At 66.5% G+C, this 2,901-nt stretch carries 1 protein-coding gene; it reads left to right on the top strand.

All coding sequences use genetic code 11. The features are described 5' to 3' along the window. Window positions 1–66: 66 nt before the first annotated feature. Window positions 67–2,439: an ATP-dependent DNA helicase gene (locus FSY66_RS12345; RefSeq protein WP_144795377.1), complete on the top strand. Its 2,373-nt coding sequence runs from the start codon at window positions 67–69 to the stop codon at window positions 2,437–2,439. Window positions 2,440–2,901: the final 462 nt, after the last annotated feature.

Genomic DNA, 2,901 nt, shown 5'->3' with positions numbered 1-2,901 from the left:
TCATCCCCCGGCCTCACGCGTCCCGGCCCCTGCCAATAACGTCATGCCCTCTTACACCTAGCCGCCGTGCGCTGCCATAGCGCAGACGAACGCGATCGGCTCCTCGACGAACTCACCGACCAGGCTCTCGATCAGACCGTGCGACTGACCCCCACCCGGTTCCAGCACTCCTCCGACGCGCAGCCCGGGCTCAGCACCGGTCGCGATCACGCCTTCAACGACTCAGCCTCCTACGCGACCCAGGACCAGCTCTCCGCTGAGGAGCGCCTGATCTCCGCTGCGACGAACACCGGAGCGCCCACCATCACCGATCGGCAGCGCGCCGAACAGATCCTCGATGCCGTCACCGTCGGAGACGGTCATTCCCTGGCCCCCGATCAGCGTGAGGCTGCGCTGCGCCTGGCGACCGCAGACCAGTCTCTGTCCGCGCTCATCGGCCCTGCCGGCACCGGCAAGACCACCTGCCTCTCTGCGCTGCGGCAGGTTTGGGAGGACGAGCACGGCCCCGGCAGCATCGTCGGCCTCGCACCCTCGGCAGTCGCGGCCTCCGTGCTCGGCAAGGAGATCGACGTCCCGACCGACAACGTCGCCAAGTGGCTCTGGGAATCCGAAGGCCCCGGGGCTGCCCGCCGCCACGAGAAGATCACCGCCACCCGCCAGCAGATGACCCGGCTGCTCGACGAGCTGCCGGACTCCCCGACCGCCCAGCAGCAGCGCACGCTGCGCCGGCTGAACGCCACGCTGACCGAGCTGGAGACTACACAGGACCGCTACCAGATGCGCCCCGGCCAGATGGTCATCGTCGATGAGGCCTCCATGGCCGGCACCCACTCCCTCGATCGGCTTCGCGCTCAGGCCGAGACCGCCGGAGCCCGCATCGTCGCTGTCGGCGACCCGTCCCAGCTCGGAGCCATCGAAGCCGGCGGCACCCTCGGCTGGATCGAACGCCACCAAGACCAGCCCAACGTCACCGCAGCCACCCTCGAATCCGTCTGGCGCTTCAAGAACGACTGGGAAGCCGGCAACTCCCTCGCCCTGCGCCAAGGCGAACACGACGCCATCGACACCCTGCTCGACCACGACCGCATCACCCAGGTCGACGAGCCAGAAGCCGTCGAAACCACCGCTTTCGATCAGTGGGCCGACGCTCGCACCCAAGGCAGTGCGTTGCTGCTGTCGGCCTCCCAGGAATCCGTTGACCGCCTCAACCTCCAAGCCCAGGATCTGCTGCGCAGCACCGGAGAGATCGACCACACCACCACCGTCGCTCTCTCCGGAGACTCCGTGGCCGGGCTCGGCGATCGCATCCTCACCCGCCGCAACGAACGCCAGGTGCTCGACGACCAGGGAAACTTCATCAAGAACGGCGACCTGCTCACCGTCACCGCCCTGAACGACGACGGCACCCTGGAAGCCGCACGAGACAACGGCGCGACCGTCCACCTCCCGACTGCCGTCCTGGAGAACACCCAGCTCGGCTACGCCTCCACCGCCCACCGCGCTCAGGGCGTCACCGTCGATCGCGCCATCACCGCTGTCGACCCGAACCAGACCTCGCGAGAGACCTTCTACGTCTCCATGACGCGCGGCAAGCACTCGAACACCGCAGTCCTCCCCCCGCCGGCACCAGATGATGAGTCGCCCGACCCCTGGCAGATGATCCACCGGCTCACCCCACAGACAGCCAAGGACCAGCTGGCCCGCGTCCTGGACCGCACGGATACGGAGCTGACTGCCCATGAAGTCCGCGACCACGCCCACGGTTGGGACAACGACCTGACCCGCCTCACCGACGAACTGCGCTACACCGGCCAGGCCATCGCCACCCGACAGACCGTCCAGTGGGTCCGCGACGCCCACGGCTCCGAGACCGCAGACGCATGGGCCGACTCCGAGCACTGGCCCGCCATCGTCAACGCCGTCACCGCCGGACGCACCCTGCCCTCGAACGTCCCCGATACCTCACGCGAAGCCCTCGACGCACTCAAAGCGCAGCCCACCGACCCCGACGCTCAACGCCGCCATGGCCCTCTGCAGCTGCCCATCCCCGAGACCACCGACGAGACAACTACCGTCCAGCGACTCGTCAACAAGATCGACGACCGCCTCGCCGGCCTGCGCGCACAGAGCGCCGATGAACCCTGGCGCCTGAGCCTGACTGGCCGCCCACAGCAGACCATCGACTCCGTGCTGATCGCACGCCAACTCAGCTCCTGGGACGACCCTGCTCAGCCCCTTCCCCCCGACCGGCCCAGCGACCCCCGCGCCGCATCCGCCGTCGACTCAGCCATCATCCGCATCGAGTCCCAGGATTCTCATCAGCAGCCTGTCCCCGAGACTTTCGACCATTCCGAGGATATTCCCTTTAACCGCACTTTCGACTCAGAAATAAGCACAATATCACCATCACCAGAAAATGCCAGACCGAATGCTTCTTGACCGATCACTGGAACCCCTGGATGCTGGAGCCCACTCACACCCCGGAAGGTACTGCGTCACCTTAGAAAACATCTCCGCGGTTAGAAAGGGGAAATCACGCCGCTCTCCACCGATAACCCGCCCGTCGACTTTCTGGGGAATCAAGCCGTCCAGGATCACCTCACCGACTGGGGTCCGTGGGCTTGGGTGCTGATGTTCGCCCTGGCCTGGCTATGTCAACCCCACTTGGCCCCGGGGTGACGGCCAGGAATGGACCCACCTTGCGCGAGACCTGCGGCATGAGCGAGCGAGGTGATACCCCGGTCGCGGCGGGCCTTACCTACTTTCGACGCGAAGCCACCGCGAGGCCAACGAGAGCTAGGCAGAACAGCGCCGCAAGTAAGGGACTGCCGCACGAACAGGTGACAGTTTGACCTGCCCTACGGTTAGGTTTCCACTCTTGGTCGCTAGCTTCCGATGGTG

The organism is Kocuria palustris, from assembly GCF_007666205.1.
Classification (GTDB): Bacteria; Actinomycetota; Actinomycetes; order Actinomycetales; family Micrococcaceae; genus Kocuria; species Kocuria palustris_A.
The sequence above is the reverse complement of the archived record's forward strand: the minus strand, read 5'-3'. Positions and strand labels throughout refer to the sequence as shown.